This window comes from Shewanella sp., assembly GCF_041630135.1.
Taxonomy (GTDB): domain Bacteria; phylum Pseudomonadota; class Gammaproteobacteria; order Enterobacterales; family Shewanellaceae; genus Shewanella.
Genome location: NZ_JBFKLW010000062.1, coordinates 1 through 24893, shown reverse-complemented (window position 1 = coordinate 24893; position 24893 = coordinate 1). Strand labels below are relative to the sequence as shown.

At 49.8% G+C, this 24893-nt stretch carries 20 protein-coding genes and 1 tRNA gene; 10 read left to right on the top strand and 11 right to left on the bottom strand.

The window, feature by feature from the left end; translation table 11 throughout:
• The 3 genes from ABYK60_RS15040 to ABYK60_RS15030 form a co-directional block, all read left to right on the top strand.
• Nucleotides 1-517, top strand: a 517-nt coding sequence (locus ABYK60_RS15040) for an aminotransferase class I/II-fold pyridoxal phosphate-dependent enzyme (protein WP_372872837.1), incomplete at its 5' end; no start/stop codon positions are given.
• A gap of 216 nt (nucleotides 518-733) precedes the next feature.
• Entirely contained in the window at nucleotides 734-1321 is a 588-nt protein-coding gene (gene yfbR, locus ABYK60_RS15035) for a 5'-deoxynucleotidase (RefSeq protein ID WP_372872836.1), read from the top strand.
• 9 nt (nucleotides 1322-1330) lie between these two features.
• Complete coding sequence (locus tag ABYK60_RS15030) at nucleotides 1331-2662, top strand: anti-phage deoxyguanosine triphosphatase (protein ID WP_372872835.1); 1332 nt, start codon at nucleotides 1331-1333, stop codon at nucleotides 2660-2662.
• A gap of 98 nt (nucleotides 2663-2760) precedes the next feature.
• Here ABYK60_RS15030 and ABYK60_RS15025 read toward each other — a convergent pair whose 3' ends face one another.
• Nucleotides 2761-3423: a YchE family NAAT transporter gene (locus ABYK60_RS15025; RefSeq protein WP_372872834.1), complete on the bottom strand. Its 663-nt coding sequence runs from the start codon at nucleotides 3421-3423 to the stop codon at nucleotides 2761-2763.
• A 307-nt stretch (nucleotides 3424-3730) separates the two neighbouring features.
• Here ABYK60_RS15025 and adhE point away from each other — a divergent pair, with 307 nt between their 5' ends.
• Nucleotides 3731-6334 carry a bifunctional acetaldehyde-CoA/alcohol dehydrogenase gene (gene adhE / locus ABYK60_RS15020; protein ID WP_372872833.1) on the top strand — a complete coding sequence of 868 codons (2604 nt, stop codon included), beginning with the start codon at nucleotides 3731-3733 and terminating at the stop codon, nucleotides 6332-6334.
• A gap of 524 nt (nucleotides 6335-6858) precedes the next feature.
• On the opposite strand, the gene mdoH is transcribed toward adhE, so the two are convergent.
• The 5 genes from mdoH to ABYK60_RS14995 all read right to left on the bottom strand — a co-directional run bounded on the left by mdoH (nucleotide 6859) and on the right by ABYK60_RS14995 (nucleotide 15483).
• Nucleotides 6859-9045 (bottom strand): glucans biosynthesis glucosyltransferase MdoH, encoded by a 2187-nt coding sequence (gene mdoH, locus ABYK60_RS15015; RefSeq protein ID WP_372872838.1) that lies wholly within the window; start codon nucleotides 9043-9045, stop codon nucleotides 6859-6861.
• The gene (locus ABYK60_RS15010; RefSeq protein WP_372872832.1) at nucleotides 9042-10658 is read right to left on the bottom strand and encodes a glucan biosynthesis protein G; all 1617 of its coding nucleotides are present in this window, start codon (nucleotides 10656-10658) and stop codon (nucleotides 9042-9044) included. The genes mdoH and ABYK60_RS15010 overlap by 4 nt, the downstream gene beginning before the upstream one ends.
• A gap of 300 nt (nucleotides 10659-10958) precedes the next feature.
• Nucleotides 10959-11609 carry a hypothetical protein gene (locus tag ABYK60_RS15005; protein ID WP_372872831.1) on the bottom strand — a complete coding sequence of 217 codons (651 nt, stop codon included), beginning with the start codon at nucleotides 11607-11609 and terminating at the stop codon, nucleotides 10959-10961.
• Nucleotides 11610-11724: 115 nt separating this feature from the next.
• A complete protein-coding gene (locus tag ABYK60_RS15000) occupies nucleotides 11725-13779 on the bottom strand; it encodes a prolyl oligopeptidase family serine peptidase (RefSeq protein WP_372872830.1) in 2055 nt (684 codons plus the stop codon).
• Nucleotides 13780-13947: 168 nt separating this feature from the next.
• Nucleotides 13948-15483, bottom strand: coding sequence for a fumarate hydratase (locus ABYK60_RS14995; RefSeq protein ID WP_372872829.1), 1536 nt, complete (start codon nucleotides 15481-15483; stop codon nucleotides 13948-13950).
• 159 nt (nucleotides 15484-15642) lie between these two features.
• On the opposite strand from ABYK60_RS14995, the gene pabB reads away from it, so the two are divergent.
• Both pabB and ABYK60_RS14985 read left to right on the top strand, forming a co-directional pair.
• Nucleotides 15643-17076, top strand: coding sequence for an aminodeoxychorismate synthase component I (gene pabB, locus ABYK60_RS14990; protein ID WP_372872828.1), 1434 nt, complete (start codon nucleotides 15643-15645; stop codon nucleotides 17074-17076).
• Between the two features lie 8 nt (nucleotides 17077-17084).
• Nucleotides 17085-17705: a CoA pyrophosphatase gene (locus tag ABYK60_RS14985; protein ID WP_372872827.1), complete on the top strand. Its 621-nt coding sequence runs from the start codon at nucleotides 17085-17087 to the stop codon at nucleotides 17703-17705.
• Nucleotides 17706-17781: 76 nt separating this feature from the next.
• Here the strand turns inward: ABYK60_RS14985 and ABYK60_RS14980 are convergent, their stop codons facing one another.
• Nucleotides 17782-18117 carry a hypothetical protein gene (locus ABYK60_RS14980; RefSeq protein WP_372872826.1) on the bottom strand — a complete coding sequence of 112 codons (336 nt, stop codon included), beginning with the start codon at nucleotides 18115-18117 and terminating at the stop codon, nucleotides 17782-17784.
• Between the two features lie 151 nt (nucleotides 18118-18268).
• Here ABYK60_RS14980 and asnS point away from each other — a divergent pair, with 151 nt between their 5' ends.
• Complete coding sequence (gene asnS / locus ABYK60_RS14975; RefSeq protein WP_372872825.1) at nucleotides 18269-19669, top strand: asparagine--tRNA ligase; 1401 nt, start codon at nucleotides 18269-18271, stop codon at nucleotides 19667-19669.
• 66 nt (nucleotides 19670-19735) lie between these two features.
• On the opposite strand, the gene ABYK60_RS14970 is transcribed toward asnS, so the two are convergent.
• Nucleotides 19736-20305 (bottom strand): Smr/MutS family protein, encoded by a 570-nt coding sequence (locus ABYK60_RS14970; RefSeq protein WP_372872824.1) that lies wholly within the window; start codon nucleotides 20303-20305, stop codon nucleotides 19736-19738.
• Nucleotides 20306-20430: 125 nt separating this feature from the next.
• Here ABYK60_RS14970 and ABYK60_RS14965 point away from each other — a divergent pair, with 125 nt between their 5' ends.
• Nucleotides 20431-21006, top strand: coding sequence for a DUF4440 domain-containing protein (locus ABYK60_RS14965; protein ID WP_372872823.1), 576 nt, complete (start codon nucleotides 20431-20433; stop codon nucleotides 21004-21006).
• A gap of 11 nt (nucleotides 21007-21017) precedes the next feature.
• On the top strand, nucleotides 21018-21473 hold the full coding sequence (locus tag ABYK60_RS14960; RefSeq protein ID WP_372872822.1) for a YchJ family protein: 456 nt from the start codon (nucleotides 21018-21020) through the stop codon (nucleotides 21471-21473).
• Nucleotides 21474-21484: 11 nt separating this feature from the next.
• Here the strand turns inward: ABYK60_RS14960 and ABYK60_RS14955 are convergent, their stop codons facing one another.
• The 3 genes from ABYK60_RS14955 to ABYK60_RS14945 form a co-directional block, all read right to left on the bottom strand.
• Nucleotides 21485-23662 carry an EAL domain-containing protein gene (locus tag ABYK60_RS14955; protein ID WP_372872821.1) on the bottom strand — a complete coding sequence of 726 codons (2178 nt, stop codon included), beginning with the start codon at nucleotides 23660-23662 and terminating at the stop codon, nucleotides 21485-21487.
• Nucleotides 23663-23794: 132 nt separating this feature from the next.
• A complete protein-coding gene (locus tag ABYK60_RS14950; RefSeq protein ID WP_372872820.1) occupies nucleotides 23795-24082 on the bottom strand; it encodes a DUF406 family protein in 288 nt (95 codons plus the stop codon).
• A 68-nt stretch (nucleotides 24083-24150) separates the two neighbouring features.
• Nucleotides 24151-24636 carry a VC2046/SO_2500 family protein gene (locus ABYK60_RS14945; RefSeq protein ID WP_372872819.1) on the bottom strand — a complete coding sequence of 162 codons (486 nt, stop codon included), beginning with the start codon at nucleotides 24634-24636 and terminating at the stop codon, nucleotides 24151-24153.
• A 125-nt stretch (nucleotides 24637-24761) separates the two neighbouring features.
• On the opposite strand from ABYK60_RS14945, the gene ABYK60_RS14940 reads away from it, so the two are divergent.
• A tRNA-Tyr gene (locus ABYK60_RS14940) sits at nucleotides 24762-24846 on the top strand.
• Nucleotides 24847-24893: the final 47 nt, after the last annotated feature.

Sequence of the window (24893 nt, the reverse complement as noted above, 5' to 3'; positions counted from 1 at the left end):
TACCTTTAACGGGCTTTCGAAGGCCTACCGTGCAGCCGGTTTCCGTGTTGGCTGGATGATGCTCTCAGGCAACTTAAAAGCGGCAAAAAGCTATATCGAAGGTCTCGATATGCTGGCCTCAATGCGCCTTTGTGCCAACGTGCCTAATCAACACGCTGTGCAAACAGCGCTTGGTGGTTATCAGAGCATCAACGAGCTTATTCTGCCTACAGGCCGCTTAAGTGTTCAGCGTGATACCTGCTATGAATACTTAAACAGTATCCCCGGGGTAAGCTGTAAAAAGCCCAAAGGCGCGCTGTATGCGTTTCCAAAGCTCGATGTCAAGCGATTTAATCTTCGGGATGATGAGCGTCTGGTGTTGGATTTATTGAAAGAAAAGAAAATCCTTCTGGTTCAGGGCAGCGCCTTTAATTGGCCGGAGCCGGATCATCTTCGGGTGGTATTCCTGCCCCACAAAGAAGATCTTGAAAAAGCCCTGATGGCCTTTGGCGAGTTTTTGGATAATTACCGTCAGTAATAGCCCGGTATTTAAACTAACGGAATACACACGGCATCGCCTTCGGGCGGTGCTTTTTTATAGGCGTAGCTGCAGGTTATGCTCTGGCAACCCGGGGATCAAAAAGTCAACTGCCCTTTTTCGCTAAGTTGCTGTAAAGTTGAACTATCCGCCCCATTAAGACCCACGCCTTCTGTTCTGGCTGTCCGGTCTGCATATTCAGGGAACCGCTGTATCATGAGTCATCTTTTCGCCCACCTCGCCCGTCTGAAATTAATTCAACGCTGGCCATTGATGTTTAACGTCCGCACCGAGAATGTGCAGGAGCATTCACTTCAGGTCGCCATGGTTGCTCACGGCCTTGCAATCATTGCCAACCAAAAGTTTGGTATGCAAGTAGACGCTAATAAGGCAGCAACTCTGGCCATTTTCCACGATGCCTCCGAGGTGCTGACCGGCGATTTGCCCACCCCGGTAAAGTACTTCAATAAAGATATCGAGTTTGAATACAAAAAAATTGAAGCCATCGCCGAAGAAAGGCTGCTCGAGATGGTGCCGGAAGAGTTTAAAGAGGACTATCGTCCCTTGCTTATTGCAGACGAAGCCGATGAAGAAATAAAGCATCTGGTGAAGTCAGCCGATACGCTTTGCGCATACCTTAAGTGTCTGGAAGAACTCAAAGCCGGAAACCGCGAATTCAACAGCGCCCGGATCCGGCTTGAAGCCATGCTGGACACGAATCCCCACCCGGCAGTGAAATACTTTATTGATTGTTATGTGCCCAGCTTCAAGCTGGATTTGGACGAGATAAACCGCATGCTCTGAGGAGCCAGAATGCAAAATCCATGGCATGAACGTCGCCTCGGCGAAGATAAACACAGGCGTAACGACCACAGGAGCCCTTTTCAACGAGACAGGGCCAGAGTACTGCACAGCGCTGCTTTCCGGCGTCTGCAGGCCAAAACTCAGGTACTGGGTGTGGGCATGAACGATTTTTATCGCACCCGACTGACCCACTCTCTCGAAGTCTCTCAAATCGGTACCGGTATCGCGGCACAGCTCAAGCGTAAACACCCTGATAAAGAGTCGCTCATCGACTCAATGAGTCTGGTAGAGTCCCTGTGCCTTGCACATGATATTGGCCATCCGCCTTTTGGTCACGGCGGTGAAGTCGCGCTTAATTATATGATGAGGGACAGTGGCGGTTTTGAAGGGAACGCTCAAACCTTCCGGATCCTGTCAAAGCTTGAGCCCTACACCCCGGGTTTTGGCATGAACCTGTGCCGACGCACCTTATTGGGTATTCTTAAATACCCTCAGCTTGCGGCAAAGCTTAAATCTGCCGCGCCCCAGGTTGATGTGCCCCACTATCGCCAGTTGCGTCCCGCGGATTGGCCGCCGGTAAAAGCCATATTTGGTGAAGATATTGACGTGCTGGATTGGGTGCTGGCACCGCTATCACAAAGCGACCGAGACAAATTTGGACAATTTACCGCCGCCGACGGTCGACGCCATGGTAAAACGCTGCATAAATCGCTGGATGCGACAATTATGGAGCTGGCCGACGATATCGCTTATGCGGTCCATGATCTGGAAGATGCGATAGTGATGGGCATTGTCAGCCGCGAGCAATGGCTCGACGGCGTTGCCCCCTTGCTTCTGGAAAGCGGCGACAGCTGGATAAAGAGCGAAATAGCCGCCATAGATAAGCTCCTTTTTTCCGCCGAACATCATTTACGTAAAGATGCCATTGGTACCTTGGTAAATGGTTTTGTTACCGCCATTGCCATGATGGAAGATAGGGATTTCGAAGAGCCACTGCTTCGTCATAATGCCGTACTCGAAGATGAATTTGCGATGGCACTCAATGCTCTGAAGCGTTTTGTATGGCGTCATGTTGTCAGAAAGCCGGAAGTACAGATGCTCGAATACAAGGGGCAGCAAATGGTGATGCAACTCTTTGAGGCTTTCGCGTCAGACCCCGAACGGTTACTGCCATTAAACACCCAGGGACGTTGGCGTCAGGCCAATGAAAATGGTGAAAATGCCATGCGGGTTATTGCCGATTATATCGCCGGGATGACCGATGAATTTGCCATTCGCATGCATCATCAACTCTTCAGCCCCCGCCTTGGTGGCCTGAGCGATTTGGGCCAGGATTTTTAATTCATCCTCCGTGCTCAATCCGTCACTTGAAAGCCCCGAATTCCATTCGGGGCTTTATCTCAATCCGCAGTATTCAGATGTTTAAGGAACGGGCAACATTACCCAAGCAAGTTGGGAAACAACCCCTTAAAGCCCGCCGCCATCACCTCAATGCCAATTGACAGCATCAACAGACCCATCAAGCGGGTGATCACGTTAATGCCGGTTTTACCCAACACCCGATAGATTACTGATGCCATGCGAAACAGGCCAAAACTGAGTGCACCAAAAGCCAGGACAGTGACAAACATACCCACTAAATCAACTAACGTATTGTGCTCGGCAGCAAACACAATCACAGAGCTAATAGCACCGGGACCGGCCATCAACGGCAGAGCCAAAGGCACGACTGCCACAGACTCCATAGCGGATGACTCCCGATCCTCTTCCTGGTTACGTTTAACCTCACCCAATTTACCCTGCAACATTGACATCGCTATGATAGCTATCAGTGTGCCTCCGGCTATCCGAAACGCTGACAGCGAAATCGAGAACATATTAAGAATATGCTGCCCCGCAACTATGGTTACCAGCAGAATAATCACAACCGCAAGGTTGGCAATCTTACCGGTGTGGTTTCGTTCGGCTTCTGTCTGATGGCTGGTGAGCCCGACAAACACAGGCAACAAGCCAACAGGGTTAATGATTGCCACCAAACCGAGAAAAAACTTTATATAAACCGTTACGTCCACCGACAGGCTCCGGGGCAAAATCGCCCTCATCAAATAGTTACTGTGCTGTGCACATCAGGCACAGGTGCTAACTTTACAGTATGGTCAAATAACCGAAAAATGAGATTTTCTGTGTTTTGTCACAAGTTCGGATAAAATCCATTAATGTAAGACACAAAGATAGAATTGCCGATTTCCTCGTCAAAGTGTCGCTATTTTTGTTGTTTTATTTCAGATGTAGCCAGGTTTGTGTTTAAGATCACAGTGCATGCACCCATATAGGTGTAATTTTCAATCACACACCAGAATATTTAGCTAAATTCACTTTTGCTAAATATTCTTAACCGGAAACAACATTATGACAGTCACCAATACCGAAGAGCTCAACGCCTTGGTTGAGAGAGTTGCGAAGGCACAGGCACAATTTGCAAGCTATAGCCAGGAGCAAGTCGACAAGATATTTCGTGCTGCAGCCCTTGCTGCAGCGGATGCGCGGATCAGGCTCGCTAAAATGGCCGCGGAAGAAACCCGTATGGGCGTGCTTGAAGATAAGGTTATTAAAAACCACTTCGCTTCCGAGTACATTTACAACAAGTACAAAGACGAAAAAACCTGCGGAATTTTGTCGGAAGATCACACCTTCGGCACCATCACCATTGCCGAACCGGTTGGTATTATCTGTGGCATTGTGCCAACAACTAACCCAACATCTACCGCTATATTCAAGGCATTGATCAGTCTCAAAACCCGTAACGGTATTGTATTTTCACCTCACCCAAGGGCGAAAGTCTCGACAGCAACCGCTGCCAGAATTGTGCTGGATGCGGCTATTGCTGCCGGTGCGCCGAAAGACATTATCGGCTGGATTGACCAGCCGTCAGTTGCACTTTCAAACCAGTTGATGACCCACGAGAAAATTAACCTTATTCTCGCGACCGGCGGCCCCGGTATGGTGAAAGCAGCCTACTCATCCGGTAAACCGGCCATTGGCGTTGGCGCTGGTAACACCCCAATCGTGATTGACGAAACTGCCGATATTAAACGGGCAGTAAGCTCCATTTTAATGTCTAAGACTTTTGATAACGGCGTGGTCTGTGCATCTGAGCAGGCCGTTGTGGTGGTTGATGCCGTTTACGATGCCGTAAAGGAGCGTTTTGCCAGTCACGGCGGCTATTTGCTCAGCAAAAAAGAAAATGCCGCTTTGCAAAAAGTCATTCTTAAGGATGGTGGCCTCAATGCAGACATCGTCGGTCAAAGTGCGGCAACTATCGCAGCCATGGCGAACATTAAAGTGCCCGCCAACACCAAGGTGCTGATTGGTGAAGTCTCTGATATCGATGAGAAAGAAGCCTTTGCCCACGAGAAGCTTTCTCCCCTGCTGGGCATGTACCGTGCAGCCAGTTTTGAAGAGGCGCTGGATAAGGCTGAAGCCCTCGTTGCCCTTGGAGGTATCGGTCATACCTCAGGCCTGTATACAGACCAGGACACGCAAGAGGAACGGGTAAAGACCTTCGGCTATCGCATGAAAACGGCGCGGATCCTGATTAACACCCCGGCTTCACAGGGCGGTATTGGTGACTTGTACAACTTCAAGCTGGCACCATCTCTAACTTTGGGCTGTGGCTCATGGGGCGGTAACTCCATTTCTGAAAACGTTGGGCCAAGCCACCTGATCAACAAGAAAACCGTCGCCAAGAGGGCCGAAAACATGCTGTGGCACAAGCTTCCTTCGTCCATATACTTCCGCCGCGGTAGCCTGCCCATAGCCCTGGAAGAACTCAGTGGTAAAAAGCGAGCCCTGATTGTCACCGACAAGTTCCTGTTTAATAACGGCTACTGTGATGAAACCATTCGTATTTTGAAAGCACAGGGGTTGGAGACCGAAGTTTTCTATGAAGTTGAAGCCGACCCAACACTGGCGGTAGTGCGTGCCGGTGCCAAAGTGGCTACGAGTTTTCAACCGGATGTGATAATCGCGCTCGGCGGTGGTTCACCAATGGATGCGGCAAAAATCATTTGGGTCATGTATGAACATCCGGAAGTTGATTTCGCCGATCTCGCTCTGCGCTTTATGGATATCCGCAAGCGCATCTACAAGTTCCCCAAGTTGGGTGGCAAGGCAATGATGGTTGCCATTCCGACCACGTCAGGAACAGGCTCTGAAGTCACACCGTTTGCGGTGGTAACAGATGAGCAAACCGGCGCCAAATATCCGATTGCCGACTATGAACTCACCCCCAATATGGCCATTGTGGATCCTAATCTGGTCATGGATATGCCCAAATCGCTTACCGCCTTCGGAGGTATTGACGCCATTACCCATGCGCTGGAGGCTTATGTCAGCGTGATGGCAAACGAGTACAGCGATGGTCAGGCCCTGCAAGCGCTCGATTTATTGTTTAAGCATCTGCCGGACAGCTATGCCAAAGGTGCTCAGGCACCTCTTGCACGGGAAAAAGTACATAATGGCGCCACCATCGCCGGTATTGCCTTTGCCAACGCTTTCCTGGGGATCTGTCACTCCATGGCACACAAACTGGGTGCAGAGTTCCACCTGCCGCACGGCTTGGCCAACGCACTGCTGATCAGCAACGTCATCCGCTTCAACGCAACTGACTTACCTACTAAGCAAGCAGCCTTCAGCCAATACGACAGACCCAAAGCCCTTTGCCGTTATGCTGCGATAGCAAGCTATCTTGGCCTTAGCGGTAAGAATGACGAAGCAAAAGTTCAGGCGCTTATCGCTAAGCTCGAAGAACTCAAAGCCGCCATCGGCATTCCGGCATCCATCAAGGAAGCTGGTGTAAATGAAGCTGACTTTATGGCAAAAATCGATGAACTGGCTGAAGATGCATTTGACGACCAGTGCACCGGTGCCAATCCACGGTATCCATTGATAAGCGAACTTAAACAGTTACTTATCGACAGCTTCCATGGACGCGCTTATAAAGACCCCGCATAAATCCAGCGGTAAGAAACCGTAGTGTCTGCATCGCAGACCCATAAGAACAAGCCCCCAAAATCGGGGGCTTGTTCTTTTTACGGTTTGGTTGGAGATTGTTCAAATTCCTGATTTTTATGTTGCCCGCTTCAGGCACCATTGCTGATAAATGCCTTTCTTGTCACTATCACTTTTACTCACTGAATCAAAACACACCCATTTATATGGGTAGCGTCATGACGTTTTTGCACAGTTCAAAATCATCAGTATCACTACGGGGCCATATCTTCGCAGGATAAACACACTGGCTTAAGCATATTTCTGCATTTATCTTTCAGCGCCGCCCCAATTAGTTTCCACAGATACCGAAAAACCACGCTATTGCGCCCATAATGATCAGCTGTATTGCTTGAATTACCGCATAGGGCGAACCGGCGGATCACATCCGGACAAAGGCGTACGATACCTACATCATTGACTGACCGTCTTGTGGTCCATTGACAATAAAAAACCCGGCGATAGCCGGGCTTTTTTGGGTTGTGCAGTTAACAGATAGTGACTAAATCGTCTTCGGCATAAGCCTCGGGTAAGTTCTGCATATGCTTAAGTAACAAAGGATTACCCAGTACATAACTGAGTTCCTGACGACTTAACAGTGCCAGCAGACTTGTCTGACATTGGGCTTCGTGAACCTTCACCCTGGCTATAGCCTCCAGAGGCTCGATGGCACTTCCGGGCACATGTGTTGGCAATTTGTCCATAATGCTCATGTGCAGCGCCATTAGCTCTGGTTTGCCGAGCAACATTGCCATATTCCAGCTGTTTTCGAGCGCACTGGCGTAATCTTCACGTCTCGCAGCCGCCATAGAAACAATTTGTGGCTCCATCACTTCTTCCGGCGTCGCAAGTATTTTTCGATCTTTAAACCACTGGCCAATAGGACCGGACGATGTTACGGCCGAAAGCGGGACAGCAAACCACAGCCCAATCAGTGCTGGCGACATCCACGCAAGCAGTGTCAATGAATCGAGCATGGCGGCATAGCCCAACAAAATCCCCGCAACAACATGCCATCTATGACGGTAGAACAAATCCTTCCAGGGTAAGCTGCCATCATCCCTGCGCTGAGGCGACCAGCCACTGTCACGGCCAAACAAAATTGACATTACAGCCCCACAGTGAATGAACATCATGATGGGAGCTATCAACGCCGACAAGATAACCTCGGTGACGGTACTCAACATCACCTTGAATCGTCCGCCTAAGGCTTTACAGGTTTGACTGTCTTTAAACAGCAGCAGCAAGCCGAAGATTTTCGGTCCAAACAGAATACCCATGGTGATATAGAACAAACGCAATGCTCTGTCTGAGTCCATCACAGGCCAGGTTGGGAACAGCGAAAACTGATCGGTAAAGTATTCCGGACGAATAAAGTGCGCCTGCAGTGCAAGCAGCAAACCAGACAGAATAAGCAACAGCCAGAAAGGTGAAGAAAGGTAAGACATAATACCGGTAATCAGATGCATACGGCTTACCCAGTGAAGACCTTTAGCCCCCACTACACGAGTATGCTGCAAATTGCCCTGGCACCAACGTCTGTCTCGAACCGCCATATCAATAATCGATGGGGGACATTCTTCGTACGAACCGTGCAAATCGGCCGCGATTTTCACGCTCCAACCGGCACGTCTGATAAGGGCAGCCTCCACAAAATCGTGACTCATAATATGGCCACCAAAAGGAGGTTTACCTGATAAATGGGGCAAACCTGCCGCCTTCATAAAGGCTTCTGTACGAATAATCGCGTTGTGTCCCCAGAAGTTACCTTCCTTTTGCACCCACCAGGCAAGGCCGGTACCAATCACAGGGCCATAAAACCGGGCAGCAAACTGCTGTACCCGTGCCATCAGAGTTGTGCCACGAATAAGCGCTGGAATGGTTTGAATTAATCCTGAATCAGGATCCGCTTCCATTCTGCGAGCCAAAGATACTATGGTGTGTGTTTCCATCACGCTGTCGGCGTCAAGCACCAACAGATGATCGTAACTTGCACCCCAGCGGCGGCAAAAATCAGCGACGTTACCCGCTTTACGGGCTATGTTTTTGCGCCGGCGCCGATAATATACATTTGCCTTACCTGCTGTTGCCTCCCTTAACAGCCAAAACGCGTGCTCTTCGGCAAGTGCAACTTCAGGATCTGTTGTATCGCTTAGAATAAACCAATCAAAAGCTTTGCCTTCTGGTCGCTTGGCGAGTTCCAGTGCCATAGTTTCCACTGCGGCAAGCACCCTGTCGGGTGATTCGTTGTAAGTGGGCATTAATATGGCAGTTTTACCAATGAGTTCCGCCGCACTATCCACTGCGGACGATGCTCTGACAATCTTTATGAAACCGGCAACTCCGGCACAAAACGCCAGCGCAATCCAACAGAAGTTGACAGCAAACAATACCAGCACAGCGTATTCGAGCGGTGTCAGTCCACCTACCAAAAAAACGGCCCGCATTTCATGAATGGCAAAGCCAGACAATAATAGTGCCGGCCCCACAACACTCCAGCGCTTAAGTGTACTTGATTTAAGCGCTGAGCCGTTCACAGGTGTTCGGGGAAATCCCTCAGACATTACCTTGAGCGACTGTGCAGGCATGTCTCCCAAGCGCTCAACAGGCATCGCACTGTCACCCGCGAGGGTGACAGTGTCATTATCAAGCAAATTGCTCATGGCTATCCTCAGAGCGTCCAGCGATAGAGCCAGGTCTCAACATCTTTAGGCTCATCGAATTTCAGCTCCGCACGGAACTCGGCCATACGAGCCTCACCCGGTACAAACTCAAAGGACAAGCGATAACCCTTGGAATTGGGATTATCACGGATAACAATGTTACGTATTTCACCTGCATTAGTATCCACTTTGACTTTAGGAAGTACTGAAGGCTTTTGACCTTTAACTTCGTAGTCCACTACAAACAGACGATTGGCAGTGGGTTTTGCAATATCAGCGCGGCCACTGGCAGTGCGGGACACGATTACCGAATTATCTACAGGAGCAGGTTCAGCTCCCCACGACAGGTGATATGCAAAACGGAACTCCCCACCGGCAGCCAATGGCTGACGAGGTTTCCAGAATGCGACAATGTTATCGTGAATTTCTGACTGGGTTGGGATCTCGGTAAGCACCACAGCGCCAGCCCCCCAATTACCTACAGGCTCAACCCACAGGCTTGGACGACGCTCATAATTAGCTTCAAGATCTTGATAGTTTTGGTAATCGCGCTCACGTTGCATTAAACCAAAGCCCTGAGGCGAATTGTCCATAAATGCACTGATCTGAAGGTCTTTTGGATTGGCCAGTGGACGCCACAGACGCTCTCCCCTGCCGTTAATCATCAGCAGACCATCTGAATCATGTACTGCCGGACGGAAATCATCTGTCAGATGGCGACCGTTGGGCGAATGCATATACATACTTGTGCTTGGAGCGAGTCCAACTTTGGACAATTCAACACGAGGGAACAGGACGGCTTCAACATCCATACGGGTATTTTCGCCTGGACGCACTGAAAAACGATAGGCCCCTGAAACACTCGGACTGTCGAGTAACGCATGTACGACAATCAGGTTGGTTTCCGAATTTGGCTTCTCAATCCAAAAGGCACGAAACACCGGGAATTCTTCACCGGCAGTATCGGCAGTCTTAATCGCCAGGCCCCGGGCAGATAAGCCATAGGCGTTGCCTTTACCAAGTGCTCTGAAATAACTGGCTCCCTGAAACACGAAAAGCTCATCAAAGTATTCGGGATTATTTAAAGGATAATGGACGCGTAAACCACTGTAGCCTATGTCTTCCGTAGGCAATTTTTGCTGTAGTACTTCGCCTGCGCTGAACAGATTGGCATCGTAAGAAAGGTGGGTTGCCTTTTTATCCTCAACAACAGCAATTTCAATCAGGTCCTGAAAATAGAACCCGCGATGAAACAGCTGCATCTGATACGGCAGCGACTCCTGTTTCCATATCGCGGCATCGCCTTTAAAGCGAATGTCGCGATACTCATCATAATTGATGTTCGCAAGACTCGCTGGAAGCGGATCACTCAATGCCGAATAGGGTTTGGCAGCCAATTGCCGAGCCAGTCGCACAACAGTATCAGCATCGAAGCTCCCGGTTTTGGCGAAACGCACCTGACCCGGTTTTACAGGTTTCGGCGGCATTTCAGCTTTTGGGCGAGCCGGTACCACTTGCTGTGGCTCATTTGCTGATAACGTGAAGGACGACAGCATGGAAGCACCCAGCAGAACAACTGCAAGTGCTTTTGGCGTAAAACTGGTGGCGCGATTGGAACGAACCATAAAGCATTAACCCGAAAATAAGTAAAAACAAGAGTGTATTAGCCAGTGTACTGTATCCTCATCTACCGTAAAGCATAACCGGTAATTACAGTGCTCGCTTAGCGCGAAAGATATCAGAAGAGTGCAAAAAAGCACGACCTAAGTTGTACTCTTTAACTGTCATTAGAGACTTTATACTTCTATATCTATTCCGTTTTGTTATATAACATGCTTTTTACCTGACATCTTGATTTTATTTATGAGATTACATGCACATACACTTGAATAAGAACCAAACTTATCGGTTTACTTAGCCTTGATTCAGCGATTCCACTCAGCTGGAGCCTTGCTATTAAACCGGGTTATTTCTGTCCCCTTCTCTCCTTTTAGCAAGTAGTAATGCTTGTCATAAATACGCCACCGGCAAAGGTCCACCGGAGTTACTTCACTGGCATTGACGCTGCCTGCCAATCCAGCCTCCTCGAAAGCGGCTGCAACCAATTCAGAACAAAAAAAGCGACTGTAGTCCCGCTCGTTATACCCAGGTCCTTTTATTCCATCAAACAGATCAAATGCCGACATCAATGCCTGAGAGATATCAAATACTTTGCGGTCTTTAGCCTGGTTAAAAAGAAAGTCGTAAAACCGCCGTTGATCGAAGCTGGTTTCCCTGAGTTCGGGGCACAAAGGCAACCACCAGATATCACCGTCATAACTCATACGTTCGCTAAACCTGTTGATTTGTACTCCGGTGAATCCATTTAGCTCTGTAGATTCGATGATTTGATTAAAAAAGCGACCACTTGAATCTTCCAGTACCTTCGTTTGCAATATCACACCTACATGAGACACTGCAGACTGAGTCATAAATTTGGTCAGCAGTGAAAAAGGGGCCCTACCTCCGAAAGCCACCACATCACCGGGCTGCATCAAAGAGCGAGCCTCCTGATAGCTGATAGTTTTCATCTCCATGATAAATCTCCTTAACGTCCGTTTATAAGCCAAAAAAACAATACAAAATCTGCTTGAAAAAAAAGCCGGAATTTTCATCCGGCTTTTATATCTTACAGTTGAACATGAGGCAGTTTTATTTACCAGTCCAGTTATCCATCCAGCCCAGCACCTTTGCGTACCACTGCTGAAGGTTTTCTGGGTTCAGGATCCAGTGATTTTCTTCAGGGAAAATCAGCAGCTCTGACGGAATGCCATTGCGCTGCATAAAGCTGAATGCCGCCAGACCCTGATCGTAAGGCACACGGAAGTCCTTCTCGCCATGGATTACCAGCATCGGGGTTTTCCAGTTTTCAACGTAGTTAACCGGATTGAACTTCTCATACAAATCGCGGTTCTTCTGGTAAGTCCCGCCAAACTCATACTCGGGGAACCACAGCTCTTCAGTTACGTGGTACATAGACCTCATATCAAACAGACCAGCATGGTTAACCAGACACGTGAAGCCGTCGTTCCAGTTACCCTGGATCCAGTTCATCATGTAGCCGCCGTAGGAACCGCCAAGGGCGCAGGCATTACTTACATCCAGCCACTTCTGCTGGCTGCCAACTGCCGCCAGACCTTTTTGCAAATCTTCCAGTGGCTTGCCACCCCAATCCTGAGAGATTGAGTCAGTAAAGGCCTGACCATAACCGGTAGAACCATGGAAATCCACCATCACCACACCATAACCGGCACCGGCCCACAACTGGGCATTCCAGCGGTGGCTGAAGCTGTTGCCGAACGACCCCTGAGGACCACCATGCACCAGATAGGCTACAGGGTACTTTTCGCCTTCTTTATAGTTGGCAGGCTTTATCCAATAGCCGTGCACTGTCTCGTTATTCCAGCCTTTAAAGGAGAACTGCTGAAATTCACCGAACTTAATTTTGGCCAGTTTGTCTTTATTGACATCGGTCATACGGGTCAGACGATCGCCATCTTTACCGATGGTATATACATCGCCCGGCTCGACCAAACTGCGGTGGGTAAACACCAGGTTTTCACCAGACAGACCAATCAGGCTGTTGCTGCCATCGTTATGGATGGAGCGCACATCACCAAACTGGGTATTCACTTCAAAAATGGACACTTGGCCGACATCTTGGGCAGTCACATACAAAGTGCGGTTATCATCGCCAAACTGAATAGAAGATGGGCTTCTGTCCCATAATGGTGCCACTTCCTTTTCCTGACCGGTTTTCAGATCCCGCAGCATAATGGCATAGCGATCGGCTTCAAAACCTGGGCGCTTCATCGCCAGATATGCCATGTAGGCACCGTCGCTGCTAAAGGCAGGCTGGGCATCCCAGGCAATGTTATTCGCGGTCAGATTTTCTGAATCGCCGCCCTTCACGCTCACCTTCCACAGATCGTAGTTGGTGGTCCAAGCCTGGTCTTTCGATGGCGCCTTGGCGCTGTAGACCAGATACTGACTGTCTGCAGTGAAGGCCACTTCTTCCATGCCGGAGAATGGCTTGGGCGGTACTTCAGTATCCAGGCCCTTGGTCACGTTAACCGGGGTTCCCATGCTGTTGCCGCTGATGTCAGCCACAAACAGGTGATTGCGGGCATGGTCATGCCAGGTATCCCAGTGGCGCACCATCAGTTGGCTGTATTCGCGGCCAGTGCTCTTGCGCTTGGCTTCGGCATCAAACTTATCTTTTGAACATTCCAGCGTGTCGCACTCAGGGAACACTCTTAGGGTCATGGCCAGCCTGCTGCCGTCTGGAGACAGCTTGATACCATTGATATCAAGCGGCAAATCAGACACTTTCACCGCTTCGCCACCGTTCAGTGGCAGGCGATACAGCTGGCTGGTGCCATCACGGCCAGCCAAAAACAGAATGGATTTACCATCGGCGGCAAATACCACATCATGCTCTGTACCCTTGGCGCTGGTCAGCTGCAGCGGCGCGGCTTTGGGGTTGGTTAAATCCAGCAGGAACAGGTTGGACTCATTACTGCCATCGTCATTGATTTCTTTGAGACCATACACCAGCTTGGTGCCGTCGGGCGACAGAGCTTCGGAATGCATTTTGTTGAGCTTCACCAGATGCTGAACCGTGAATGGTTCAGCGCCTGAAGCAAAAGCCGCACCGGATACCCCGGCCATAGCCAGTGACAGTGCAATAGCGCTTAGTTTCTTCATGGATGTTGTCCGCAATGCTGTTTATTGTTGTTTATGAATTGGGGTTCCGTCGAGCCGGAACCAAGCTTGCCATCCCGGCAAAAAACATACCTTAATCGAAACACAAGGGCCCGGACAAGCGTGTCAGGGCCCTTTTCAATTATGGATTTGTATCAAAATTCAAGGCTGTCAGGCCTTGGCGTTCTGGATGTTGACTTTCCAGATAGCCGGGCCGGTCTCATGGGCATTCACACCCTTCGAATCCACGGCCACGGTCACAGGCATATCCTGCACATCAAACTCGTAGATGGCTTCCATGCCCAGATCTTCAAAAGCCACCACGCGGGCGTGCTTAATGGCTTTGGATACCAGATACGCCGCGCCGCCAACGGCCATCAGGTATACGGCTTTGTGCTGCTTGATAGACTCAACGGTGGCAGGACCACGCTCAGCCTTTCCAATCATGCCCATCAGCCCGGTCTTATCCAGCATCAGATCAGTAAACTTATCCATGCGGGTGGCAGTGGTCGGGCCGGCAGGACCCACCACTTCGTCGCCAACCGGATCAACCGGTCCAACGTAATAGATAAACTTACCGGTGAAGTCTACGCCCTCCGGCAACCCTTCGCCTGATTCAATCAGGGTTTGAATACGTTTATGGGCAGCATCACGGCCTGTGAGCATCTTGCCTGACAGCAGCAGGGTGTCGCCGCTGTTCCAGGTTTCGATGTCAGCCTGAGTCACTGTATCCAGGTTTACGCGGCGCACGCTCTCACCCACTTCCCAGGTGATTTGTGGCCAGTCGCTGAGGCTTGGAGGTGATAAATCGGCAGGGCCTGTGCCGTCCAGATGAAAGTGCACATGGCGGGTCGCGGCGCAGTTTGGGATCATCACCACAGGTTTTGAGGCAGCGTGAGTTGGCGCTGATTTGATTTTTACATCCAGCACCGTGGTCAGACCGCCAAGCCCCTGGGCACCAATACCCAAACCGTTGGCACGCTCGAAAATATCCAGACGCAGTTTTTCCTCCGCGGTTTCAGCGCCTTTGGCCATCAACTCATGGATATCAATGCTTTCCATCAGGGCCTCTTTGGCCATCACAGCAGCTTTCTCGGCGGTGCCGCCGATACCGATACCCAGCATACCCGGAGGACACCAGCCGGCACCCATGGTGGGCAGGGTTTTCTCTACCCAGGCGGCGATATCGTCAGATGGGTTCAGCATCACCATCTTGGACTTGTTTTCACTGCCGCCGCCCTTGGCGGCTATGGCCACTTCCACATGGTTACCAGGAACCATATCGATATGCACCACAGATGGGGTGTTGTCTTTGGTGTTTTTACGGGCACCGGCAGGATCGGCAACAATGGATGCGCGCAGCGGGTTATCCGGGTTGGTGTACGCGCGGCGAACGCCTTCATCCACCATCTGCTGCACTGTCATGTCGGTTTTGTCCCACCGCACACCCATACCCACTTTTACAAAGCAGGTTACTATGCCTGTGTCCTGACACAAAGGACGCTTGCCTTCGGCCGACATGCGGGAGTTAATCAGGATTTGAGCGATGGCGTCTTTGGCAGCCGCGCTCTGCTCGCGCTCATAGGCTTCGGCCATGGCGTCGATAAAATCTTTAGGGTGGTAGTAGGAGATGTATTGCAGTGCATCTGCAACACTTTCAATAAAATCGGCCTGCTTGATCACGACCGGCGACTGATTCTCTGACACGTTATGCTCCGACTCTTTCAGCTTTGTTGACAGCTCTATTTATAGGGAAGACCCAGACCGACCAGGTCAGGCCTCTTGTTTTGGTTAATCCTTTTTCGGCCAATATGATACTCTGTTGCAAATATTTGGGCTACATCACACGTTGAATAAGGTTAATCGATGTTACCTACCCTGCCCGTTCGGGCATCTTTTGCCCCACTGGCCGTAAAAACCCTGGATTGGACCGATACCACAGAGGCACTTTTTGCGCATTTTGCCGCTTCGCCCTGGGCCATGTTGCTTGACTCCGCCAACGCAAATCATCCTGACGCCCGATTTGACATTATAGTTGCCAACCCCATAGCCATGCTCAAGGTGTACGAAAGCCACTGTGATCTGACGTTAGTGCAACAGGCTGAACACATAAATGAGCGAATTGACGCGGACCAGTGCCCGTTTGCACTGATGCAGGCGCTGACCCAAGCGCTCTACCCTGAATCCAAACCAAGCATTCTGCCCTTTGTCGGCGGGGCCCTCGGCGCCTTCAGTTACGATTTGGGCCGTAAAGTCGAACATCTGCCCAGCATTGCAACCGACGATATTCCGCTGCCACTTGCGGCCATCGGCTTCTATGACTGGGCGCTGATAAAAGACAATCAGAGCAATCAGTGGCAGCTGCTGCACTACCTTGGCGATGCGGCGCTGAATGCCGTATTTGCGGAACTAAACGCTGCTCGGCAAGCTCATACGCTCAAAATGAAAGACTTTACGCTGACATCGCCCTTTGGCTGCCAAATCAGCCGTGAAGCCTATAATGAGAAATTTGCCGCGGTGCAGGCCTACCTTCACAGCGGCGACTGCTACCAGATAAATCTGACCCAACGCTTTGAGGCTGGATATCAGGGAGATGAGTGGCAGGCGTATCTGGCGCTGCGCTCCGCCAATAAGGGGCCTTTTTCTGCGTTTATCAGGCTGGAAGAAGGTTCGATTCTGTCTATCTCACCCGAACGTTTTTTAAAACTTGCAGACGGTAAGGTGGAAACCAAACCCATCAAGGGTACCCAGCCACGCTCAAGCGACATTCGCCAGGATGCAGCCAACGCAGAGCATCTGCGCCAGTCCGCAAAAGACAGAGCCGAAAACCTGATGATTGTCGATTTACTCAGAAACGATATTGGCCGGGTAGCAAGCCCGGGGTCGGTAGCAGTTCCTAAACTCTTCGAAATCGAAAGCTTTCCTGCGGTTCACCACCTCGTCAGTACTGTTACAGGCGAGCTTGCACCCGGGCTGGACGCCTATGATTTATTAAAAGCCGCCTTTCCCGGCGGCTCCATCACAGGCGCCCCAAAAATCCGCGCCATGGAAATCATTGAAGAGCTTGAACCCTCGCGGCGTAGCATCTACTGTGGCTCTATCGGCTACATAAGCCAGGATGGCAAGATGGACACCAGTATCACCATTCGCACCCTGGCAGCAGTGGACGGCAAACTCTATTGCTGGGCCGGTGGTGGCGTGGTTGCCGACTCAGTGGCCGATGCTGAGTATCAGGAAACCTTTGATAAAGTCAGTCGTATTCTGCCGCAGCTTGAGCAGACGCTTGGCCGTAAAAACTGAGGATAGATATGCCCTTTCGTGGTCGCCGCTCCCTGTCAGCCGAAGAGCTTAAACTGCACTTTTCATTGCAGGCACTTCGTCATGACATTGTGTCGGCGCCGCTGAAGACCAAGGTACGTAAGGCCGCTGTGCTGATGGCTTTTGAAGAAAGAGACGGTGAACTCTGCCTGATTTTCACCACCCGCCCCACGCACCTGCGCGCGCACCCGGGGCAAATCAGCTTTCCCGGCGGCAAGATTGAAGAAACCGACTTAAGTCCGCTCCATACCGCCTTTCGGGAGGCCGAAGAAGAAATTGGTCTGGGTGCAGATAATCTTGAGCTGCTTGGTCAGTTCCCTTCTCATCGCACCTTTACCGGTTTTGAAATCACCCCTGTGCTGGCGCTGGTTAAAGCCCCGTTTGAGATGCGAATTGATCCCGGCGAAGTAGCTGAGTGTTTTTACGTACCTTTACGTTTTTTTATGAACGACAAGCACAGGCAGGTAAAACGCTTTGTCCGTCAGGGACACAATTATAAGGTGGTGTTTATTCCATGGCATGGCCGACTGATATGGGGAGCTACCGCTGCAATGATTGATTTGCTTTGCCGCCACCTTAAAGACGAAGAAAGTCTTTTCAGACGAAGATAGATACCCAAAGGCAAACAACGCAGTTTTCTGACCGTGAAGATGCGTTCCCCTGTTTATATAGATATAAAAGCAGAACTTATATCAAAAAGCTCACATAGAGCCCCGCTGTCAGAGAAGCGAGCAATAAAAGTGGAATATTAAACCAGTATCCCATCCGACTGTGCTGAGCTACGTAGACGTTAAACAGAAGACTGACCAGACTGATCCCACACACCAACCAGATAACTTGCTCCAACCTCAAAGTCAGTGCCGGATCCCAAAAGAGCCTGACCTGCGCCCCTTTGGACAGAAAATAACCTACCGCTGCATCGGGTCTTGCACCATCAAATATAATCAATGCCCAAACAGCCAAAGCCCAACCCAGAATGGACAATCCGGCCAGCAAAAGCTGGAATATTCGCAGTTTACTCATGGCTTACCTCCCAAAATTGTCAGCGGTCGCCACAGGATTGTGAATATATTCCACAGCATACCTTTTTCAGCTTGAGAAAAGCCACCGGCAAGGTAATATAAACCTCCTTTTTTATTTTACATTATCTGTTTCGTTGGAGATAAGCGCAGCAATGAGCATTGCATCTATCGCATCCGTTTTTAAGGGTGATTTCGCCCCCGGTACCGAAATCACGGTACGTGGCTGGGTTCGTACCCGTCGGGATTCCAAAGCCGGGATATCCTTCCTCGCCGTTTATGACGGCTCTTGTTTTGATGCCATTCAGGGCGTAGTGCCCAATGCTCTGCCCAATTACAACGACGAAGTGCTGAAACTCACTGCTGGTTGCTCAGTGGAAATGACCGGTAGTCTGGTGGAATCTCCAGGCTCAGGCCAGGCCTTTGAGCTGCAGGTGACTGCCGTAAATGTAGCCGGCTGGGTTGACGATCCGGATACTTATCCCATGGCTGCCAAGCGCCACTCAATTGAGCACCTGCGCGATGTGGCTCACCTGCGTCCACGTACCAACATCATCGGAGCCGTGGCCCGTGTGCGTAACTGTCTGTCTCAGGCAATCCATCGCTTTTACCACGAAAACGGCTTTATCTGGGTGTCGACCCCTATCATCACCGCCTCTGACTGTGAAGGCGCCGGTGAGATGTTCCGCGTCTCTACCCTGGATATGGAAAACCTGCCGCGTACCGATTCCGGTAAGGTAGATTACGATCAGGACTTTTTCGGTAAAGAAGCCTTCCTGACCGTATCCGGGCAGCTGAATGGCGAAACTTACGCCTGTGCCCTGTCTAAAATTTACACCTTCGGCCCAACCTTCCGTGCCGAGAACTCCAACACCAGCCGTCACCTGGCGGAATTCTGGATGGTTGAGCCGGAAGTGGCTTTTGCCGATCTGAACGATATCGCCGGTCTGGCAGAGTCCATGCTGAAGTACTGCTTCAACGCCGTTCTGCAAGAGCGCATGGATGACATGAAGTTCTTCGCCGAGCGCGTAGATGGCAGTGTTATCGATCGTCTGCAAAACTTTGTCAGCAGCGACTTTGCCCAGGTGGATTACACCGACGCGGTTGAAATTCTGCAAAACTGCGGCAAGACCTTCGAATACCCGGTTGAATGGGGTATCGATCTGCAGTCTGAGCACGAGCGTTATCTGGCCGAAGAGCACTTTAAAGCCCCTGTGGTTGTGAAGAACTATCCGAAAGATATCAAAGCCTTCTACATGCGCCTCAACGAAGATGGCAAGACAGTAGCGGCCATGGACGTACTGGCACCTGGCATCGGTGAAATTATCGGTGGTTCCCAGCGTGAAGAGCGTCTGGACGTACTGGATGCCCGTCTCGAAGAGATGGATCTGTCGAAAGAAGACTACTGGTGGTATCGTGACCTGCGCCGTTACGGCACAGTGCCACACGCAGGTTTCGGCCTCGGTTTTGAGCGTCTCGTGTCTTACGTGACCGGTGTGGGTAACATCCGCGATGTGATCCCATTCCCACGTGCGCCAAGAAGTGCCAACTTCTAAATCGTCCGATGAATAAAAAAGCCGCCCCAAGAGGCGGCTTTTTTATTGCACAAGGTTACTCATACTTCAACGCCTGGCACCTTTCCTATGGATTTCCTTATCATGGATTTTCTTGGCGTCTGATTTTCGCAGCATCACATAAAACGCACCAGTTCCTCCGTCCTGTCGGATGGCCGTGTGGTAGGCCTGAACTTCGGGCAATAATTTCAGCCAGGTCATCAGGGCAGACTTCATCAAACAGGCAGCAGCGCCAGCTCCCCCTTTACCGGAGATAAGCAGCAGATTACGCTCGCCTCTGTACAAAGCGCCATCAATTATCTGCAGCAATTTATTTCGGGCATCATTCAGTTTCAGTCCTCGAAAATCTTCACGGGTTTTCGCTTCATAACGACCTAATCTGAGATGCTTCAATACCGCTTCCTGCACCCCTTCCCGCGCGAAACTCAGCACATCGTCTGCTTTGCATCTTGGGAGATGTCCCGGGTCCATCGGCAACCGCTCAAGCCGTTCGTCGGGTTCAGCCGCTGCCCGTCTCTCCCGGGCTTCTTGGTGGTCGCAGGTTTCCGCTGTAAAATGCACGCGAGAGTCGGGTCGCAAAGGCTGAACGTCCGCCATCTCAGCGATAAATAGTTCCATGTCTTCACACTGCACGACGCTGCCTCCGGGTTGAGATGTCACACACTTTGTAAAGATATGCCGCTTGGGTTGCGGCCTCTCATACATTATATTTGCCCCATAATAGCGTTAAATAAGTATCACCTATGAGATTATTTCCTGTATTGCTGAGTCTGATGTTGTCTTTTGCCGCTTTGGCGAGCAATAACGCACAGCAAAATGACGACATCGCTATCAATCGTACCTATCAGATGTCCGTAGAGGCATTCGATAAATTGAGTTCGTCTCTGATTGCGGAAATTTATGCGGATAACGCCTGTTATCTTCCGGAACGCCACGACACAGGAATTGTTCGCGGCCGTGAAGCTATCATTGCCTTGTACGACAAATTTTTTGCCAAAATCCGCAAAAAGAATGCCCGCATAGAAGTCGACTTTCGGGTGCTGGATCGAAACAGAAGCTCCGATTCGGTAACCGATGTAGGTTACTATCTTATTCGTTTTCATCCTGCAGCAGACACCGGAGAACCCATCAGTGAATATGCCGGTAAATTTGTTACCGTCGCCAAAAAACAAGCTGATGGTCGCTGGTTACTGACGCTGGACTCCAGTAACCGTGCGGACGCAACCTTTTATTTTGCAGCCATGCCGGTGGCGGAATTGTATTATGGCCGGAGATTTACGGCTGCAGACAATAGCAAAACCACCAACAAGCCTCGTTAGAACTATTTGCCATGAAAGACCTTCGTTGCCCCTGTGGGGGAGAAGAATACCAGTTATGTTGCGGACCATATCATCAAGGTGCAATTGCTAAACATCCCGAACTATTGATGCGTTCACGCTACAGCGCATTTGCATTGGGCATTTGGCAATACCTTATCGATACGCATCATCCCGACTACCTTAATGGGCTTACCGTAAAACAGCTTGCGAATGGCGGCATTGCAAGCTGGAAAGGGCTTCAGGTTTTTGAATCATCTGCCAATGGTGATAGTGGTGAAGTATTTTTCTGTGCCTGGTATAAAGAAAATGGCAAGCTGGATGCCATTTGTGAAAGGTCGGCTTTTGTCCGTTACGATAACCGCTGGTTTTATACCGAAGGCAAGCATTACGCGGTACGGGCTCCGGGAAGAAACGATCCCTGTGTTTGTCACAGCGGTAAAAAAGCCAAGCAGTGTTGCCTGAAATAACCCACGGTATATCAATGAACCGCTTCAGGTTTAATCGCACCGATAAAACGAGTAAATTCCGACTCTCTGAGCGCAGGGCTGTATAGAAACCCCTGTGCCTGATGGCATTGACTTGCCGCTAAAAAGGCTTCCTGCTCAACCGTTTCGACGCCTTCAGCCGTCAATGAAAGGTTCAGTGCTTTGGCCATGGCAATAATGGCACTCACAATTTCCCGACTCTCTCGGCTGATAGTCAGATCGGAAATAAATGACCGGTCAATTTTAAGTTTGGTGATAGGAAATTGTTTAAGATAGCGCATTGAACTGTAGCCGGTACCAAAGTCATCGATGGCCAAGCCAACACCCAACTCAGCCAATTCCTGACATAAATTGGTGGCGTAACGGATATCCTCCATCAATTCGGTTTCGGTGATTTCCAGGATCAGCGACTTGGGCTGTAATCTGTATCTTGTTAAAAGCTGCCACACCTGCTCATACAGATTTCCTGAAAAAAATTGTCTGGCTGATACATTCACATGCATAGAAATGTTGAGATTGTGATGCTGCCACAAATTAAGCTGCCGACAAGCCGCCTCAAGCACCCAGCTGCCGATGGCTGTGATAAGACCGGATTGTTCGGCTATGTCGATAAACACGCCGGGATATAACACACCCTTTTTAGGATGATGCCAGCGAATAAGTGCCTCGGCACCGGTGTAACTGTCATTTTGCAAATCACGAAGTGGCTGATAATAGAGTTCAAATTGCCGTCCCCGTATGGCGGAGTGAAGATCCCGCTCAATCTGGGCATCCTCTTTAAAAGCACTCAACAATGTTCCGTTAAACACTTGAATTGCAATGCCCTGTTTTTGTTTGGCGTATTGAAGTGCGATATCCGCACAGGTTAAAGGGGCTACCAGGTTACTGACAGAGGCAATATCAACAACGGCCAAGGCGGGCTTGGGATCGACCTGCTCTCGACCAATCTGCACCGGCATGGCTAAATGTTGATATAACCTGTTACTGATATAGTCTACTTCTGTCGTTTGCTTATCACCCAGTAAAAGTATTGCAAATTCATCACTGCCCACTCTGGCAATTTCTGCCGCCTTATTGATATCAGAAAAATGTCTGATTCTTCGAGCCATCTCGATCAGCAGCGCATCACCCTGCTCATGGCCATAAGTATCGTTGAAACGCTTAAAACCCACTAAATCGATAAGTAACAACTGCCCATGATGGGTACGCTCCAGCACCCGGTTAAAATGCAGACGGTTGTACAATCCGGTTAAATTACAACGCCACGCGAGGCGTTCGAGTTCCAACTGATAGTTATGCTGTTCGGAGCTGTCTTCACAGGTGACCAACAAATAATAGTTTCCGCGTTCAGTAACAAATTGACTTACATGGTATTTAAGCCAATAGTCACTACCATCATAGCGCTTTAGCTGTACTTCACCCTCAGCACTGACACCACGAAATATTTTACAGAGCACCTCTTCACCCAACTGAGGATGCTGCTTAAAAAAATCCAATTCTCTCAGTGACCGACCTATTACTTTTTCCCTGGGAACGCCAGTGATCTTACTGTGGGCACGGTTTACATATTCGACAGATTCACTGTTCAAGTTGATCAGCATACATACCTGATCTGACTGCTCAACGGCACTTTTAAATAACGATAACTTCTCTTCTTTGTCGTAGGTGTTCCGTGTCGCCAGGGTCAGCGCCAGCTGATCAGCAACCTGATTGGCCACATAGATTTCGCTGTCATTCCAATTTGCGCAGAATGTTCTCTCCAAACAAAGGACACCTTCAAGATGTCCATTGATACGGATAGAGACTTCCAGACAGGACAGCACACCTGCTTTGAGAAAGTAACTTTCGCAAAGCTCAATGAGACGTTGATCCTGTTGCGTATCTGACGCATCAATATGCCTGCGGTTTCGCAGTTCATCGAGATAAAGTGGACAGCTGGAGATAAATAGCGGACGTTTTATGTCGCTGTGGAGTATCCCTTTGCCAAATTGAGCGACTGGGTACTGAGTCGACAGTTCGGCATCAAATGCCCAAACACTTGCGGCATGTAAATTAAGAGATTGGCACAGAAGCTCTGTGGCCAATTCAGCGGTTTTAACGAAGTCACCTTGCTGTTTGGCAGCAGAAAGAACTATCTGTTCAACCAAAAGTTGATATTTACGCCTTTTCACGCAATTCCCTAAGCCCCAGGGTGTGGGAGTAAAATGACAGCTGACTGCCTGCTATGCATTATTCTTATATTTTATGGATTTAGACTGTACATCAGCTTGGATTTGCAGAGCAAGATTTCACCACAATATTTTTCAGAGGCCAGTTTCCATTTGAAAAATCATCTTTTCAGCTGCGACGTCGAAGGTTAGTTTAAGTTCCACATCGTGACCAATTTCCGAAATGTCAGTCTGAACGGCTGCGAATCTTTTAATCGCTTTTTGCTGCAGCGCACGAGCCTGCTCCAATGCGCACTCCCCACTGAAGGTAACAGACATATGAATGTCGTCTGCTGAAATCACAGCACCTATATCCATGTAGCTGCCACAGTCAGTGCAAGTATCATTGACCGATGGATTCTGATTTTCTTTTATTGCTTTCATTGTTCGATGCTCCTACGTAATGAAGCTTCAATTATAGAGCATCCTGCCATTGCCAAACCGTACCTGCATCAAGCTATGGTCATCAACTTGCTCATGTTTCGCTGCGCTTCCAAAACATCGTTAAAATGCATTAACGCCTGCGGCTCAAACTTCCCGTTTCCGTAGTGGCGACGACGAACATGGGCTTCACAGTTATTGAGAACAACGGCCATATCGGCTGACTGTTCACCGCGGATAAGCACAGGCTCCGGCAACAGGGCCTGATTCAATCGAAAGGCTGTGTGTCCAAAGGTGCGAAACACGCCACTGTTATCCATACATTCCTGATTACCGGGGAAGGCGACCAGAGGCTGTTTAGGGGGCAGTTCGAATTGTTTGCTCAGCTTTTGTTCTACCGACACATCGGTTGACAGACAAAACTCTGCAAAATCACGGGCATCCTGGGACAACATTGCCAATATCAAGCCGAAATCGCCCCTGCGACCGTCTTCAACGGCGCGGGCAAGGCGGTCACCTACTTGGCTTTCATTGACTAAACCAGCAGCAATCTGCATAAAAAAACATCACAAAAACAGGTCGTTGTCATTTAATCGACCAATCGGAGACTAACTTTAGCCTTTTTTGCAAATTTGGCCTTTACATGGCAATCGATTCTGCTTACTATGGCCGCCGCTGATGAGGAGGGGTTCCCGAGTGGCCAAAGGGATCAGACTGTAAATCTGACGGCTCCGCCTTCGAAGGTTCGAATCCTTCTGCCTCGACCACTTCATCAACGCAAAAAAGTAAAGCAAGAAACTCGTGGAGGGGTTCC